Consider the following 15,773-nt stretch of genomic DNA (forward strand, 5'->3'; position numbering starts at 1 on the left):
GTATGGCGTAACTCGGATGGTGCCGCTCGCGCCAAAGAGCTTCCGCGCCGCTACTCATGCCGCAAACAGATCGAGCTGCTCGCCGCCCGGCGTCAGCTGCGCGCGAAGATCGGCTCGGTCTGTGAGCAGAGTGGGCGCCCAATCGGCGGCGCAGATGAATGGCCGCACCTTTGCGATTGAAACGGTGAACAGCGCCACATCGTTAAGGCGCAATGTCCGATGGCGACGGCTGGCGATGATGCGATCCACCGCGCGCGTTCCCAGACCCGGCACGCGCAGCAACATCTCGCGCGATGAACGATTAACATCCACCGGGAACTGCTCGCGAAACTTCAGCGCCCAGGCAAGCTTTGGATCGATATCGAGCGGCAAATTGCCTTCGTCGTCGGCGGCCTGCATCACCTCGCTTGGGGTGAAGCCGTAAAAGCGCATCAGCCAATCCGACTGATAGAGCCGGTGCTCGCGAATGAGCGGCGGGCGTTTCAACGGCAGCACAGCGCTGGCATCTGGAATGGGCGAAAACGCAGAGTAATAGATGCGCCGAAGGCGGAAATTGTCATAGAGGCGGCTCGCACGCCCGACGATGTCGACATCTTTCGCCCCGTCCGCGCCGACAATCATCTGAGTCGACTGACCTGCGGGGGCAAAGCGCGGCGCATGTTTGAACCGTTTTTTCTCATCGCGAGCCTGCGCAATCGCCATTTTCACCCCGCCCATCGCGCCTTCTATCTGCCGCGCATTCTTGTCAGGCGCGAGCCGGGTGAGACCCGCATCTGTAGGCAGTTCGACATTGATCGAGACACGGTCGGCCAGCAGACCTGCCTGATGGATCAGCTCGGGATCGGCCTCGGGGATGGTCTTGAGATGAATATAGCCGCGAAAATCGTGTTCTTCGCGCAGGATACGCGCGGTTTCCACCAGTTGCTCCATAGTGTGATCAGAGCTTTTGACGATGCCAGAGGAGAGGAACAGCCCCTCGATATAATTGCGCCGGTAGAAACTCAGCGTAAGATCGGCCACCTCCTGCGGGGTGAAGCGTGCACGCTCCACATTCGAGCTCTTGCGATTGACGCAGTAATGACAATCGAACACGCAGTGGTTTGTCAGCAAAATCTTGAGCAGTGAGATGCAGCGCCCGTCGGGGGCATAGGCATGGCAGATGCCCATGCCCTCGGTAGAGCCTATGCCCTTGCCTCCCTTGCTATTGCGCTTTGCCGTGCCCGAGGATGCGCAGGACGCATCGTATTTAGCTGCGTCCGCGAGAATCTGCAGTTTTTCGATGATGGGCATCGGTCTCATTTGTTCTTTATATGTTCCGATGAGCAATTTGCAATAGTCACAACAAGATATTCACCGCCGATCATTTCTCCTGCATCGGTAGCGCTGTGGTCAATCATGGCGAAGATGCGCAGCCTATAGTCGCAGCTGAAGGCATCGCACACGGACACGTAGCGAAGCGAAGCGAAGCGAAGCGAAGCGAAGCGAAGCGAAGCGAAGCGAAGCGAAGCGAAGAGAGGCGCGCATGGCTAACTCCAGGCTCAAGCACTGGTTTGCTACGCGGCCATCGCTGCGATCGTGGATGAGGCATCAGCTTCGAACACACTTGGCCCGGCGCCCCACGCGATCGCCCTGCGCGCGCACGTCGATGACACGGCAGAACTTTGCGCGGCGGAAAAGTCGCTGCTGCGCGAATGGCTGGAGCGCCCGACTGAGCTTTAACTGCGTAGTGCCGGACGTGGCTTTAGGCACCTCACGCCGATGTAAACGAGGCATTGCCCGAATTCTGCAGGAGACGGCCGAGCGCCATGCACAAAGCAAACTTGTAGCAGCTGCGGAAATTTACGCAAAAGTAAGTATCCTGCGTCAGACAGTTGCGGAACCAGCTTCGCAAAAAGCGGCGTCGCCCAACCGGACCATCATCGAGAGTATGCCCCAGGCCATCCTGCCTATCCTAACCAACCTGCTGGTCGCCGCGATGTTTGTGGGGGCCTTCTTGGTCACCGCACATACCTATCCGATGGTCAGACGCGCGCGCTGGTTCGCACTCGCCTATGTGTTCGGCGCGCTTGAGCCGCTGACCAATCTTGGCATCTGGTTGGGCGCGAACGTCGCGGCCATGCAAACTGTCGGTTTCGTCGGCTTCCTGACGGCGTTGGTCACGATGGCACTGGCCTTGTCGCATTATCATCGCCGCCGCCCGATGTGGGCTTGCGCCGCTGCGATTCTGGTCGGCGGCTGCATCTGGCGTATCGCTACGATCGACGTCGCGCGTGGCGGCATATGGTACCAGCTCTCATTTCAGAGCTGGTTCGCTCTCGGTTCAATCCTGTGTGCCGCCGCGCTGAGACGGCACACTACGCCATCGCTTCTCAATCGGTGTCTTGTAACCGTCTTTATCATTACGGCCCTGCACTTCTGGGCGAAGGCGGGCTTTGCCATCGCCCTGGGAACAGGGATGACCGAAAGGGAGTTTGCGGGCACGATCTATGCCGTCATCTCGCAGACCAGCAGTGGGCTGCTGATGATTGCTGCCGGCCTGCTCATTGTCGCCAGCTTCCTGCATTCGGTCGTAAGGGCTACCCAGACCGAGGCACTTTCAGATCCGCTCACCGGGCTGCCCAATCGCCGGGCGTTCGAACAGTGGCTGAAAGTGGCACAAGGCGACGGGATGCAGCTTCCACTTAGTGTGGCGATCATCGACGTCGATCATTTCAAGCACTTCAACGACCGGTTCGGCCACGCCGTCGGCGACGAGGTGCTGCGCGAAGTTGCCGCCTGTCTGGATCGCAACCGGCCCTCGGTGAGCCGGGCGGCACGCCTGGGCGGCGAGGAATTCGTACTGCTGCTGCCGATGGACCCGCAGGCGGCTTTCCTTGTGGTCGAAAAGATACGCTTGGCGATCGCCCAGCTCGCTTATAAGGACACCGATCCCATCACAGTAAGCATTGGCATGGCAACGATGGAGGGGGGCGAGACGACGAGCGATCTTCTGCGCCGCGCCGACCGCGCCTTGTACCGCGCCAAGGCCGCTGGACGTGACCGGTGCGAGATCGACTCGCTGGATCCAGAGGCCGCTTCCTCGGTCGCGCGCCCGGCCCTTAAACTGGTCGCCCGGCAATGACTTGCGGACGGCCCAGTTTTGGAAGTCAGCAATAGAGGATCAGTCCTTTGAACCGTCCCGGGATTGCCGGAGGCCATTTGTTTTAAGCTACGCAGCCACGGGGATATCGTCCAGCATGGCGTAGTATCGTTCCTCGGCTTCAGCGGGCGGGATATTGCCGATGGGCTCCAGCAGTCGCCTGTTGTTGAACCAGTCGACCCATTCCAGCGCGGCATATTCGACCGCTTCGAACGATTGCGATGGCCCTCGCCGGTGGATCACCTCGGCCTTGTAAAGGCCGTTGATCGTCTCGGCCAAAGCGTTGTCATAGCTGTCGCCGACACTGCCGACCGATGGTTCGATCCCGGCTTCGGCAAGGGGCTCGGAGTATCTGATCGAGACATATTGACTGCCGCGATCGCTGTGATGGACAAGGCCGCCACGATGAACCGGACGCCGCTCGTGGATGGCCTGCTTCAGGGCATCCAGCAAGAAGCTGGCATGCGCGGTTCTGCTGACGCGCCAGCCCACGATATAGCGGGCGTAGACGTCGATAACGAAGGCGACATAGACGAAGCCCGCCCAAGTTGCGACATAGGTGAAGTCCGAGACCCAGAGCATGTTGGGCTCTGGGCATGGAATTGCCGGTTGACGTGATCGAGCGGGCAAGGCGCAGCCTTGTTGCTGGTCGTGGTTCGCACAGGCTTGCCACGGATTACGCCCTGCAAGCCCAACTCCCGCATCAGCCACTCGATCGTGCATCGGGCGACAGCAAAGCCCTCGCGGTTCATCTGCCGCCAGACCTTGCGCACGCCATAGACGCCGAAGTTCTCGGCAAAGACCCGGATGACCTCGGGCTTCAGATCCCGATCCCGCTGGGCACGCGGCGACAGGCGCGACGGATCGCGCCGCTGTGCCACACGCTCATGGTAGGTAGATGGGGCGATCGGCAGAACTCGGCAGATCGGCTCGACCCCATACTCACCCCGATGCTCATCAATGAAGCTGGTCATCGCTTGAACGGGCGCCAAGGCCTTCGGCTCGCTCCGCCTGGGCAAAATACGCAGAAGCCTTGCGAAGGATCTCGTTGGCCTGTCGAAGCTCGCGGTTCTCACGCTCCAGCGCCTTGAGGCGGTCTGCCAGCTCGGTGGGAACACCAGCGCGCTTGCCGCTGTTCACCTCCGCCTTCTTCACCCACTCCAGCAACGTGAGCCCTGAACAGCCGATCTTCGCGGCAATGAATGTGATCGCCGCCCAGCGGGATGGATGGTCACCTTTGTGGTCCAGCACCATGCGGACGGCCCGCTCACGAACCTCCGGTGCAAACTTGTTCGTTGTCTTGCTCATCGTAGACCCTTCCTCTCAGGAGTTAGGGCCTCCAGCAATCCCGGGGCGGTTCAATGCGGCGACACTACCTCGTCGGAAGACCTAAACAAGCCATAAGTTCAGCCATAATTACAGCGGCGGCCTGCAGCGCATTGTGGCGAACTTGGCGAACTTGAGCGAACGATTGCTCGAAAAAATTTTGCTAATAGTGACGCCTTATCTGCAGCTTAGCTAGTTCTCGGTGGTTCGCCATGGTTCGCCGAAATCCGGCATCTGGCGGAGCGGGAGGGATTCGATCTTAGGAAGTATGTTGCTGTATTGATTATATAAAATTGTCAAGCCATACTCAGATTCCCCGAATTAATACCCCATTTTGTAGCCTAAAGCTGTTAGACAGCATCCATGCAAACTCTTCGTCTGGCACAGTTTTTCTGCAAGATCGTTTAGGTTGACTGAAACGCGCCCAAGATGCCGGTCGCCGAATAGCGCTGCGGCGCAACGTTCTTGCCCATCGAACCAATCTGAAGTCTTTCTGAAGTTTGTTTGCATTAACTGCTGCGCGGCTGGCTCTGATGGCTGCGTTACAGGCGCGGAGTGACGATTTGCAGGACATTGTCGCCATTCTTCAGCTTAGGAACGGTCGAAACAATAGTTCTAAAGCTGTTCGAATCGGAGCGATTTATATCAATCAGCCAGCGGGCAGTAGTCGGGCGAGAATCCAGACATTATGGGGAGTGTTTCGGTAGACTTGGCCATTAGTTGCATGCGGTCTGGCAAACTTCAGTAGCCTTGTCGATCGCCTCGCAAGTGTCGTCCGAAAGCGCCAGTTCGCGCAAGCGGCGCAGGTCGGCTGCGTCCTGCGGCACGCGCTGGTGCAATCCCACGATCTTCTCGTAATTGCCCAGCCCGCGCTCGAACGTATCGCCATAACCCTTGATGAGGCGCTGACAGCGCACGAGTTCCAGCGCCACGTCAGGCGCATTCACGGCGTGGTCGAGCACAAGTCCGAGCCAGCGCTCGATCCGCGCGTTCTCTTCCAGGTAGCGCAGCGAAGTGCGGCGAATGGCTCGCATCGATGCAACCACGCGCAGCATCACGTACCACCGCAGGCTGGTGGTGGTGACGTGGCGCCCCGAGGTGAAGAAGCGGCCCAGCAGGGCTGACAGACCCTTGCTTGCCAGCACGCGCCCTCCGATGCCAGCCGGCAGCGTCTCGCAGATCTCGCGCAGACGCGGATGCATGAATTCGGTCACGGCCAGCAACTGGTCGTCCTGCGCCTTCACTTCCTGGCGCACCTTGCCCATGCGGTCTTTACGGGTCTTGAGATCAGCCACGCGCACGGTGTCCTCGTAGCTCATCCACAAGGCGAGGTGGCGCGCCGTCTCGCTGGTGAGTTCGAACGGCGCCTTGTCGAGCGCGGCCACCCGTTCGAGACGATCGAGATAAAGCTGCGCATAGTCACCATCCTGATAGTCCATCAGGCGCGCGGCGCCGTGAAGAGCGTTATTGTGCGCTGCATCGGGCAGAGAAGTCGCGATACGGTCCGCCAGCGCGATCCCCTGCGCGGTCGTTGGAACCGGCACAAGCGCCTGCTCTTCGGCGGGCATTGCCAGCGGTTCCCGAGCCTGTTCGAACCCTTCGGCGAAGCCGCGCATGTTGCTGGCGACCGCGATACCGCTTTCCTCGATCGCGCGGTGGAAGGTCTCGGTCGGGAACGGCAATGCCCCGCTGCCCGCCAGCGCGCCAAACATGATCGCGCTGATAACGCTGCCGCTGCGATCGGTGGCCGCTTCCATGTCAAAACCGATGAAGCGCCTGGAGCGCTCGAATGCGGCTTCGATGATCTTGTCACCGTTGCCGCGCCCATCGCCCATGGCCTGCTTCTCGCCAATGGCGTAGATGCGGTGGGTCGACCCGATCAGGGTGGTGCGCGCAGCAGTGGAAAAGCCGCGCAGCAGCGCACGGCCGGTTTCCATCAGCTCGGACGCGATGACGATATCGACATCGCCGGGCATCGGCATCTGCGCGAGCACCGGGGTCCGGCCTGTACCGTCGTCCCTGGCCAGTTCGACATAATAGACCGTCGAGCCGGTACGCTGGGCGACACCGGGCACGGAGGTACCCTGGGCAAGCCAGCCTTCATGGCGAGCCACTTCCTGGATCCAGTCAGCGAGCACGCCGCCGCCCTGCCCGCCCAGGGCCAGGATGGCGATGCTAATGCGATCGGTGGCATCACTCATTGTGCGAAACTCCAGACAGGTATCAGAATGCACGCGCGGCGCGGCGGCGCTCGGCGCCTGCTTGCAGCCAGTTCACCACCGCGCCCGAAACGCGCGCCATGGTCCGCTCCAACCAGCCCGGATTGGCCACGATCGACGCGCGGTAGAAGCTCGGGCACAACACGGCGGCATGGCTGACCTCGCCGCACAGGCCGCAGCCAACGCAGGAATTTTCCACATGGGCGACCGGATCCTGACGCAGGGCATCGGGGTTGGGCTTGATCGTCAGCGAGGGGCAGCCCGAAAGGCGGATGCAGCTGTGATCGCCGGTGCAGGTTTCGGCATCGACGCCGAAACGCTCGCGCACCACACGCTGCCCCGCCTTGAGCGCGGCAGCCTTCGCCTTCTTCTCGCGGCGCTGCTTGTTGAGCATGCATTCCGACTGAGCGACGATGACCTTGGGGCCCTTTTCCTTGGTCGTCAGCGCCTCGCGCAGCATGTCCCGCATGGCCGGCACATCATAGGTGCGGGTGGTCTCGCGGATCCAGGTGCCGCCGACGCCCCTGATCGCCTTGGTGATCGGGTTGTTGGTGCTGCGGTTCTTGTTGCGCGCTCGCGAGGAGAGGATATCCTGCCCGCCGGTAGCCGCTGAATAGCCGTTGTCGACGATGATGGTAACGCCATCGTCCTTGTTGAACACCGCATTGCCGATGCCCGAGGTCAGGCCATTGTGCCAGAATCCGCCGTCGCCCATGATCGATATTGGGCGCCGTGCGTTCTCACCTTTGGCAGGCTTGAACGCCGAAGCTCCCGCGCTGCCCAGGCCATAGCCCATGGTGGTATTGCCGATATTGAACGGCGGCAGGATCGAGAACAGGTGGCAGCCGATGTCGGCCGACACGTGGCTCGGCCCCAGTTCACGCTCGACGAGCTTCATCGCGGTAAAGATCGGGCGTTCGGGGCAACCGGTACAAAAACCCGCCGGACGGCCGGGAATTTCCGTTGCCACTGCGGCCGGCAAGGGGTCTGCCACCTCATCGGCACGCGCCAGCGAAGGGGCATGTTCACGCAGGAATTGCGCGATGCCGTCGCGAATTACCTTCGCGCCATATTCACCGGAACGCGGCAAAGCGCCCTTGCCCACTATGCGCGTATCGAGGCCGGCACGGCGCACCAGAGTGTTGAGCTCGTGCTCGATGAATTCTGGCTGACCTTCCTCGATCACCAGCACCGCGCTCTTGCCCCGGCAGAACTCAGACACTTCGTCCGGGATCAGCGGATAGGCGACGTTGAGGCAGTAGATCGGCAGCTGCGCATTGCCGAAAGCATCGGCAAGGCCGAGCTGTTCCATTGCGCGGTTGAGGTTGTTGTAAAGGCCGCCCTGCACGATCAGGCCGATACCGTGGGCCCCGTGCTCGGTGCCAAACCACTCGTTGAGCTTGTTTTCGCGCACGAAATCGATGCCGGCGGGCCAGCGCTTCTCGATCTTCTCGACCTCGTGCAGGAAGTTGGCCGGTGGCAGCACGATGCGGTCGGTGTCGCGCACCGGCGCGGCTGCCGCATCGCCGACGGTCATGGCCGGACGCACGTTGTCCTTGGCGATGAACGAGCCGGTCATGTGGCACGAGCGTACGCGCAATTGCAGCATGACGGGAGTGTTGGAAGCCTCGGAAAGCTGGAAGGCCTGCTCTACCGAATTCACGATCGAGGTGAGGTTCGGGCGCGGATCGAGCAGCCACATCTGCGACTTCATCGCAAAGGCGTGGGTGCGCTCCTGCATGATCGAGGAGCCTTCGCCATAGTCCTCGCCCACGATTACCAGCGCGCCGCCGGTCACCCCGCCCGAAGAGACATTGGAAAGCGCATCGGAAGCGACGTTGGTGCCGACTACCGATTTCCACGCCACCGCGCCGCGTAACGGATAGTTGACCGACGCCGCCAGCATCGCCGCCGCCGTTGCTTCCGAAGCGCTGGCTTCAAAATGCACGTCGAGGCTTTCCAGCAAATCGCTGGCATCGGCGAACACGTCCATCAGGTGGCTGATGGGCGAGCCTTGATAGCCACCCACATAGGCCACGCCCGATTGCAGCAGCGCCTTGGTGACGGCGAGGATGCCCTCGCCGGTGAATACCTCGCCCACACCCGCAGTGAGCTTGACGACTTCGGACTTGAATGATCTTTCGGCCATCCAGCGTTTACTCGCTTACCAGCGCCAGCGCGCGCATCGGGCTACCCGAACCGTCGCGGATCTTGAGCGGCGCGGCGATCACGATGGCCCCCGTCGGCGGCAGCAGGTCGAGGTTTTCAAGGCACTGAAGGCCGTATTTGCCAGCGCCGTGAAGCAAGGCATGCGCCGGATACATCGGCTCAAGCAGGTGGGCCTGGCCCGCATCGGTGCCGATCGTCTCGACCCCGAAGCCGAGCACGTCGCGCTCGTCCACCAGATAGCTCACCGCGCTCGCATCGGGGCCAGGGGTGTGAGCACCATCCTCGCGGCGATTGGTGTAGGCATCGACCGGCAGTTTCGACCAGTCGGAGCGGAACAGCACCCACGAGCCAGCGGGAATAGCACCATGCTCGGCTTCCCAGGCCTCGATATGCGCGCGAGTGAGCAGGAAATCGGCATCGGCAGCACATTCGGCCGAGAAATCGAGTACGCAGGCCTGCGCCACCAGCTTTTGCGGCGGCACCTTGTCGAGCGTATTGTCAGCCAGATCTTTGCCAGTCACCCAGTGGATGGGGGCATCGAAATGGGTGCCGGTGTGCTCCCCGACGGTAAAGTTGTGCCAGTGCCACGCCAGACCGCGTTCGTCATAACGCGAGATTTCCTCGCGCGAGAATGCAGCTGTCTGGCCAAACGGCTCGGGCAGCACCAGTAGCGGCGTGTCTTCGCTCAACTCCTGGGTAAGATCGATTACGCGGATCTGGCCGGCCGTCAGATTTTGTGCGAGTGCGGCAAGGATATCGGTGCTGGACATGGAGTTCTTCCTTTTCCGTCTGGTGAGGGAAAGGTCACACGATTAACTTGCATATGCAACAAAAATATTTTCAGATGGTGACGAATTCGGAGAATTGGAAATTGAGCAAAGATTTGCGGCCTTACGGGAACCCCGGTTCGGACAACTTCCAACTCGAGGCCTACCCCTTCTACATGCTCAACAGGGCCGCAAGCCGTTACAATCTGGCCATCGAAGCGGTTCTGCGCGAGATTGGTATCGACATTCCAACCTGGCGCGTCTTGATGATCCTCGGAGAAAGCCAGCCACTCGCAATCGGGCAGGTGGCCAAGTCAGCCGTGATCAACCTGTCCACCATGATGCGCATTGTGGAACGCATGGAAAAGGCAGGACTGGTGGCGACCAGCCAGAGCGAGGCCGACGGCCGGGTCAAGCAAGTAACCATGACCGACGCCGGCGAGACCACATTGCATGAAGCGCGCAAAGTTACTGCGCCGCTTTACGACACTATAATAAGGGGCTTCAGCGCCCGCGACTTCAGCACTCTGCTGACCTTGCTCGACCGCCTCATCCATAATCTCGACTGACACGGCCGCCTCAGCGGCATGCGCAAAAATAAAGTTGCAATCGCAAGTTATTTGCTTTAGGCCTAAAGCAAATAAGGAGGCAAACCCATGCGTATTGCGTGTCTCGGCGGAGGCCCTGCCGGCATCTACTTTGCGATATCGATGAAGCTGCGCGACCCAGCCCACGAGATTCACGTTTTCGAACGCAACAGCCCAGGCGACACCTTCGGCTGGGGCGTGGTGTTTTCCGACCAGACGCTCGAGAACCTCAGGGCCAACGACCCCGACAGCGCCAACACCATCATCGACAGCTTTGCCCATTGGGACGACATTGACGTCACCGTAGGGGATACCACGATGACCTCTACCGGGCATGGCTTCATCGGCATCGGCCGCAAGCACCTGTTGCAGATCCTCCAGCAACGCGCCGCCGCACTCGGTGTGGTGATGCACTTCGAAACCGAATTTGAGGACAACGTGTCCGCTTATTCCGACTTCGATCTGATCGTTGCCGCAGACGGAATCAATTCAAAGATCCGCAACGCGTACGAGGATCGGTTCGATACTGAACTCCAGGTGCGCCGCAATCGCTTTTCCTGGCTCGGTACAACCAAGATGTTCGACGCCTTTGCATTCATCTTCGAGAAGACCGAGGCAGGCTGGATCTGGGCCCATGCCTATCGCTTCGATGACAAACACTCGACCTTCATCGTCGAATGTTCGCCTGAAACCTGGGACAGGCTCGGCTTCGAGCATATGGATCAGGACCAGTCGATCGCGCTGTGCGAGAAGATCTTTGCCCGCCATCTCGACGGGCATCCGCTGATCTCCAATTCGCGCCACCTGCGCGGCTCGTCGGCCTGGATCCAGTTCACCCGCGTATTGTGCCGCCAATGGTCGTTCGACAATGTCGTGCTGCTCGGCGATGCTGCGCACACCGCGCACTTCTCGATCGGCTCGGGCACAAAGCTGGCGCTGGAAGATGCAATCAAGCTGGCCGAGGTGCTCGACCGCCCCGGCATTACCGATCGCGCCGCGCTCACCCGCGCGCTGGCCGAATATCAGGAAGAGCGGCATGTCGAGGTGCTCAAGATCCAGAACAGCGCGCGTAATTCTACCGAATGGTTCGAAACGCTCGATCGCTATATCGGCTTCGACCTGCCGCAGTTCACCTATGCGCTGATGACCCGCTCCCAGCGGGTCAGCCATGAGAACTTGCGCCTGCGCGATGCGCAGTGGCTCGAAGGGCTTGAGCGATGGTTTGCGGGCGCCGACGAGGGGCGCAACCAGCCGGTGCAACCGATGTTCACCCCTTTCACGCTGCGCGGCCTCACGCTTGCCAACCGCATCGCCATCCCCCCGATGCTGACCTATGCCGCAAGCGAAGACGGCAAGGCCAATACCTTCCATTCTGTCCACTACGGCACGCGCGCCATGGGCGGTGCCGGTCTCGTGTTCACCGAAATGTTGGCTGTCGAGCCGGAGGGCCGCATGACCGAGGCCTGTCCCGGGATCTGGAGCGATGACCAGGTCGAAGGCTGGGCCGAGATCAACCGCTTCATCCATGACCATACACAGGCGCGCAGCTGCGCACAGATCGGTCACGCCGGCGCACGTGGCAGCTGCAAAAACCCCACCGCCGGCGCAACTTACGACGAGCCGATGGACGAGCCTTGGCCGCTTGTCTCGGCAAGCGCGCTGGCCTGGCGGGAAAAAGGTATCGTACCGCAGGCGCTGGCAAAGGATGCCATTCCGGCAATGGTCGAATCCTTTACGTCAGCAGCACGGCGTGCAGATGCGGCCGGGTTTGACATGCTGGAACTGCAAGCTGGTCACGGAACCCTTCTGGCAAGCTTCATTTCCCCGTTTCTCAACCAACGTGGTGACGCCTATGGCGGCTCGCTTGAAAACCGTATGCGCCTGCCTCTGCAGGTGGTTGCGGCAGTGCGCGAGGCATGGCCCGCGACCAAGCCGCTTGCCGTGCGGATTTCCGCAAATGACTGGATGGGGGATAAGGGGGTCACCCCTGCCGAAGCCGTCGAGATCGCCCGACTGCTCAAGCTGCAGGGCGTCGATATCATTGATGTTTCCGCTGGCGAAACCAACCCGGCGGCAAAGCCCGTCTATGGTCGTCTGTTCCAGACCCCGTTTGCAGACCAGATCCGCAACGAGGCCGAGATCGCTACCATTGCCGTTGGCAACATCACCGATGCAGATCAGGTCAACTCCATCGTGACGTCGGGGCGCGCGGATATTGTCGCCCTTGGCCGCCCGCATCTGACAAACCCCTTCTGGACCCTCGCAGCGGCGGCCAGCGCGGGTCACGCTGGTCAGTTTGTTCCCCCGGCCTACGCCCTCGGTCAGGATCAGGCTCTGCGATCGGCGAAGAAACAGGCCGAGCTCGCGCGGGCCTGATCGGACCCGCTCAGCCCGAAGCGGCCGGGAATGGACATCGAAGCCGCGCGCGCTATGAGCGATGCTGATTACGAAACTGCGATCGCTATGCCCAGAACCGACCCAGCCGCCGACGCCAGCACGCTAGACCTCAAGATCTGGGTCAGGCTGCTCGGCTGCGCCAAGCTGATCGAGAAAACCCTGCGCCGCAATTTCGAGGTCCATTTCGCAACCACGCTGCCGCGCTTCGATATCCTGGCCACACTGGCCCGCAATGTTGACGGTTTGCGCATGGGCGAGCTTTCGCGTGCGTTGCTGGTTTCCAATGGCAATGTCACTTCGATCGTTCGTCAATTGCAGGAACAGGGGCTGGTACACTCAGCAAAGGCGCCAGACGACGCCCGTTCGGCCGTTGTCCGCCTCACGCCAGCAGGCGAAGAAGTGTTCTCCGAACTGGCGCAAGCACATCGCCACTGGGTGCGTGAAGCCATGAAAGATTTTCCCGAAGACCAGCAGCGCCAGTTGCTGGAGCTGCTGGTTCAGCTCAGATCCTCCCTATCCTAGAAGGCCGATTACCAATGCCGTTTTCCACCACCGCACAGGTGCGCTTTGCCGATGTCGATCCGGCCGGGATCGTGTTCTATCCTCGCTATTTCGAGATGCTCAACGGAGCGGTGGAAGACTGGTTTGCACAAAGCCTCGGGGTGGACTTTGCCACCATGCACCTTACCCGCAAGATGGGCGTGCCGACAGTGAAGCTGGAAGCCGAATTCGCAGCGCCGAGCCGCCTTGGCGAAGTGCTCGCGATAACGGTGCAGCCTGGCACACCGGGGCGGACCAGCTGCCCGGTAACGATCGCCTTCTCCAATAACGGGGAACTGCGGCTGCGGGTCAACGTCGTGCTCGTTTGCATGGATCTGGAGAAGCATCGCTCCATGCCATGGCCCGATGACCTGCGAAATGCCCTGACAGCACAGGCCGAAGTCGCAGCGCCAGCCTGAAGGTCGGAACTGTCAGAAAGTCACGAAAAGGGGGCCGACCGGCCCCCTTTGCATGTTGGTCAGATGGATTGATCAGGCCTTCACGACCGGGTGGGTGAGCGTGCCCAGCTTTTCGACGGTGGCCACGATGGTATCGCCAGGCCACACCCATTCCTGCGGATCCATGCCTGCGCCGACGCCGGCCGGGGTGCCGGTGGCGATGATGTCGCCCGGCTCAAGCGTGATGCCCTGGGAAATATCCTCGATCAGTTCGTCGACCTTGAACAGCATGTAGGCCGTGTTGCTCGACTGCTTGGTGACGCCATTGACGCTGAGCGAGAGATCGAGCGTCTGCGGGTCGGGGATTTCGTCGGCGGTGACGATGCACGGTCCCATCGGCGCATAGGTATCCTGGCCCTTGGAATAGATCCACTGGCCCGCGCGGCGGCAATCGCGTGCGCTCATGTCGATGCACACGGTATAGCCGAACACATAGGACAGAGCCTCATCGCGTGCCACGGCCTTGGCTTTGCGACCGATGATGGCAGCCAGTTCGACTTCCCAGTCAAGCTGCTGGGTGATCTCGCCATTGTGACGGATCGGCTCGCCCGGCGCGATAACGCCGGTCGGAGGCTTGGAGAAGATCACCGGCTGGCGCGGCAGTTCGGCCGAAGTGTCGAGCGACTTGGCGCTTTCGGCCACGTGCTCGGTATAGTTCAGGCCAATGCCGAAGATGTTCTTGCGCGGGCGCGGGATCGGCGCGAGCAGCGTGACATTGGCAAACGGAATTGCGGTGCCGAGCGGGAACAGGCTTTTGGCTTCCTCGATCATCTTGCTGGCAATAGCTACCGCCTGCGGGCCAAGGTCGATGAATTCGAGCATGGTCGAGGGAAAGGGCACACCTGTGGCCTCGCCGAATAGGCCGAGATCGAGCACCAGATCATCGACGAGCGCGCCAAGGCGGGCCTCGGCTTCGACGGTGGCGCGGAAAGTGACTAGACGCATGGTTTAAAACTTCCTCAGGATAGGATTTGCTGGGAGGGCGAAATACAGGTCAGGGGAGGATCGGCTGATGTCCGTCGTTCTCGGCCAGGGCTTCCTCGCGGTAGAGCCCGAGCGCCCGCATGACCGGCAAATCGTTGAAGGTGAACAGGCAGGCATCCTCGCTATCGGAGGCGTTGGCGTGTTCGTGGTACATCCAGGCTGGGACGACGAAGATATCGCGTTCCTGCCAGTCGAACCGTTGGCCGTTGATGATCGAGTAGCCCTTGCCCTTGGCGCACTGGTAAACGAACGAGCCGGTCTGACGGTGGGCCTTGGTACGCTCGCCGGGGCGCAGCAGCTGCATCGAGGCACCGATCGTCTGCATCACCGGGCCGCCGGTATGCGGATTGACATATTCCATCATCACCCCGTCATAGGGCGATCCATCGGTAGCACGGGCATAGTTGCACAAGGCCTCGTAGGTAGGTGCCCATTCGTATTTCAGCAGCGGCGAATAGGGCTTGGACCAGGTTTGGCCTGCCGGGCGCAGGCCGGTACCGGCCCAGGTCGCGGTGGAGTCATCGACCGGGAACGAGACTGCTTGCTGAAGATCGGGATGGACCTCGTAGAAATTGGCTTCGAGCGCGTTCATCAGCGGGATGTCGAGGCCGTCCTGCCAGATGCAGGGGGTGCCGCCCTCGTCCACGCCGTGTTCATGCCAGGTGCCATTGGGCGTCAGCACGAAATCGTTGGCGCCCAGCGTCATCTTGTGCCCGTCAACATTGGTGAAGGCGCCCTCGCCTTCCATGATGAAGCGCAGCGCAGAGGCGGAGTGGCGATGGCTCGAGGCAAGCTCGCCCGGCCCCATCACCTGCAAACCCGAATAGAGCCAGCCGACCGCCGCCACTACGTCGACGCGGCCCGGATTTTCGAGGTAGACCACGCGGCGGCCGGCCTGTTCCGGCGTCACAAGGTCGAGTGCGCGCATCACGTCATCGCGCAGATCCTTGTAACGCCACAGCATCGGCACCGAGGTGCTGGCAGGCTCCCACGGCTCGATCTTGTTGGCCACGGTCCACAAGGCACCGGTGCCCAACTCCTCGAGCCGCTTGTAATAGGCAACCAGCTCGGGCGTGTCGCTCACATTGGCGCGCCCGATCATGTCCTCGCGATACTGGTCGTAGTTGGTGCTGGCCATCAAAGGTCTCCCTGTGAATATATTACAGGCCTAAAACAATTTGCAGAAA

At 61.1% G+C, this 15,773-nt stretch carries 12 protein-coding genes, 1 pseudogene and 1 other annotated feature; of the genes and pseudogenes, 6 read left to right on the top strand and 7 right to left on the bottom strand.

Going from position 1 to position 15,773, the window contains the following annotated elements; genetic code table 11:
* Positions 1 to 54: 54 nt before the first annotated feature.
* Positions 55 to 1,299 (bottom strand): putative DNA modification/repair radical SAM protein, encoded by a 1,245-nt coding sequence (locus E0473_RS05645; protein WP_137679830.1) that lies wholly within the window; start codon positions 1,297 to 1,299, stop codon positions 55 to 57.
* A gap of 276 nt (positions 1,300 to 1,575) precedes the next feature.
* Here E0473_RS05645 and E0473_RS05650 point away from each other — a divergent pair, with 276 nt between their 5' ends.
* Together E0473_RS05650 and E0473_RS05655 are read left to right on the top strand one after the other, a co-directional pair.
* Complete coding sequence (locus tag E0473_RS05650) at positions 1,576 to 1,719, top strand: hypothetical protein (RefSeq protein WP_194146754.1); 144 nt, start codon at positions 1,576 to 1,578, stop codon at positions 1,717 to 1,719.
* A 7-nt stretch (positions 1,720 to 1,726) separates the two neighbouring features.
* Positions 1,727 to 3,121: a GGDEF domain-containing protein gene (locus E0473_RS05655; RefSeq protein WP_161981527.1), complete on the top strand. Its 1,395-nt coding sequence runs from the start codon at positions 1,727 to 1,729 to the stop codon at positions 3,119 to 3,121.
* A gap of 87 nt (positions 3,122 to 3,208) precedes the next feature.
* Here E0473_RS05655 and E0473_RS05660 read toward each other — a convergent pair.
* The 4 genes and pseudogenes from E0473_RS05660 to E0473_RS05680 all read right to left on the bottom strand — a co-directional run bounded on the left by E0473_RS05660 (position 3,209) and on the right by E0473_RS05680 (position 9,623).
* Positions 3,209 to 4,447 (bottom strand): annotated as a pseudogene (locus tag E0473_RS05660) (IS3 family transposase).
* Positions 4,039 to 4,166 (bottom strand) — a sequence feature (AL1L pseudoknot). (Overlaps the previous pseudogene by 128 nt.)
* A 734-nt stretch (positions 4,448 to 5,181) precedes the next feature.
* The gene (locus tag E0473_RS05670; RefSeq protein WP_137679832.1) at positions 5,182 to 6,666 is read right to left on the bottom strand and encodes an indolepyruvate oxidoreductase subunit beta family protein; all 1,485 of its coding nucleotides are present in this window, start codon (positions 6,664 to 6,666) and stop codon (positions 5,182 to 5,184) included.
* A 22-nt stretch (positions 6,667 to 6,688) separates the two neighbouring features.
* Entirely contained in the window at positions 6,689 to 8,833 is a 2,145-nt protein-coding gene (locus tag E0473_RS05675) for an indolepyruvate ferredoxin oxidoreductase subunit alpha (RefSeq protein ID WP_137679833.1), read from the bottom strand.
* Between the two features lie 7 nt (positions 8,834 to 8,840).
* A complete protein-coding gene (locus E0473_RS05680; protein WP_137679834.1) occupies positions 8,841 to 9,623 on the bottom strand; it encodes a cyclase family protein in 783 nt (260 codons plus the stop codon).
* 53 nt (positions 9,624 to 9,676) lie between these two features.
* On the opposite strand from E0473_RS05680, the gene E0473_RS05685 reads away from it, so the two are divergent.
* The 4 genes from E0473_RS05685 to E0473_RS05700 all read left to right on the top strand — a co-directional run bounded on the left by E0473_RS05685 (position 9,677) and on the right by E0473_RS05700 (position 13,563).
* Positions 9,677 to 10,189 carry a MarR family winged helix-turn-helix transcriptional regulator gene (locus E0473_RS05685; protein WP_241657344.1) on the top strand — a complete coding sequence of 171 codons (513 nt, stop codon included), beginning with the start codon at positions 9,677 to 9,679 and terminating at the stop codon, positions 10,187 to 10,189.
* 87 nt (positions 10,190 to 10,276) lie between these two features.
* A complete protein-coding gene (locus E0473_RS05690; RefSeq protein ID WP_137679835.1) occupies positions 10,277 to 12,583 on the top strand; it encodes a bifunctional salicylyl-CoA 5-hydroxylase/oxidoreductase in 2,307 nt (768 codons plus the stop codon).
* A gap of 30 nt (positions 12,584 to 12,613) precedes the next feature.
* A complete protein-coding gene (locus E0473_RS05695; RefSeq protein WP_241657345.1) occupies positions 12,614 to 13,126 on the top strand; it encodes a MarR family winged helix-turn-helix transcriptional regulator in 513 nt (170 codons plus the stop codon).
* 14 nt (positions 13,127 to 13,140) lie between these two features.
* The gene (locus E0473_RS05700; RefSeq protein ID WP_137679836.1) at positions 13,141 to 13,563 is read left to right on the top strand and encodes an acyl-CoA thioesterase; all 423 of its coding nucleotides are present in this window, start codon (positions 13,141 to 13,143) and stop codon (positions 13,561 to 13,563) included.
* A gap of 72 nt (positions 13,564 to 13,635) precedes the next feature.
* Here the strand turns inward: E0473_RS05700 and E0473_RS05705 are convergent, their stop codons facing one another.
* Positions 13,636 to 14,547 (bottom strand): fumarylacetoacetate hydrolase family protein, encoded by a 912-nt coding sequence (locus E0473_RS05705; RefSeq protein WP_137679837.1) that lies wholly within the window; start codon positions 14,545 to 14,547, stop codon positions 13,636 to 13,638.
* 49 nt (positions 14,548 to 14,596) lie between these two features.
* Positions 14,597 to 15,724 (bottom strand): cupin domain-containing protein, encoded by a 1,128-nt coding sequence (locus E0473_RS05710; RefSeq protein ID WP_137679838.1) that lies wholly within the window; start codon positions 15,722 to 15,724, stop codon positions 14,597 to 14,599.
* Between the last annotated feature and the right edge of the window lie 49 nt (positions 15,725 to 15,773).

Source organism: Aurantiacibacter suaedae, assembly GCF_005434915.1.
In the GTDB taxonomy this organism is placed as follows: Bacteria; Pseudomonadota; Alphaproteobacteria; order Sphingomonadales; family Sphingomonadaceae; genus Alteraurantiacibacter; species Alteraurantiacibacter suaedae.